Source organism: Vibrio sp. D173a, from assembly GCF_030248475.1.
Genome location: NZ_JAHGAH010000794.1, coordinates 1 through 722, shown reverse-complemented (window position 1 = coordinate 722; position 722 = coordinate 1). Strand labels below are relative to the sequence as shown.

Below are 722 nucleotides of genomic sequence, written 5' to 3'. Positions count from 1 at the left end.
CAGCGCACAACCACATCTTCTTCGAATTCCATCTCAGTGATCATGAAGTGTTTCTCTCGATTGACTGGAGAAACTGCCGTCCACTTACTGTGCAGTAACTTCCTGGGGTTGATTCGATTCATACTACTCTCCTACTTTCTGATTTTGTCTATAAGCTTCAAAGAGTTATTTAGATCACTTTCAAACAAAAAAAGCATGGCGCAACTATCACCATGCTTTCAAACTCGCCTGCGTTTAAGTGAAAATTACCAGTCGTAAGTCAAGCTCGCGATAACATTGCGACGGTCGCCGTAGTAACAGTAATAATTACAGGTTGCGACGTACTCTTTATCAAACAAGTTCTTTGCAGCGACTTGCAGTTTGTAATCAGCAAATCGGTAGCTCACGGTTGCGTCATAGAGGGTATAAGACGGTACTTTATTTTGTTCAAAGTTATCGCCATAGGTTTCGCCAATGTATCGAACGCCGCCACCGATGCTCAATCCATCTAGCGCACCATCAAAGAACTGATACTTCGCCCAAGCAGAACCAATCATATCGGCCACTTGTGCTGGCGTTTTACCGACTTGATTCTGATCTTGGTCTTTAGTGATTTCAGAGTCTACAAACGCTAGGTTACCGATCAGCGTCAGTGATTCAGTCACGTTAGCTACAGCGCCCAACTCAACGCCTCTGTTACGAATTTCACCAATTTGATTGACTTGGTTGCTGCCAGTAATTAC

At 43.8% G+C, this 722-nt stretch carries 2 protein-coding genes; both read right to left on the bottom strand.

Going from position 1 to position 722, the window contains the following annotated elements; all coding sequences use genetic code 11:
* Nucleotides 1-122 (bottom strand): TIGR02450 family Trp-rich protein (locus KIV40_RS29355; protein WP_285352763.1); only part of this gene is annotated, 122 nt, incomplete at its 3' end.
* 123 nt (nucleotides 123-245) lie between these two features.
* Nucleotides 246-722 (bottom strand): TonB-dependent siderophore receptor (locus tag KIV40_RS29350; protein WP_285352760.1); only part of this gene is annotated, 477 nt, incomplete at its 5' end.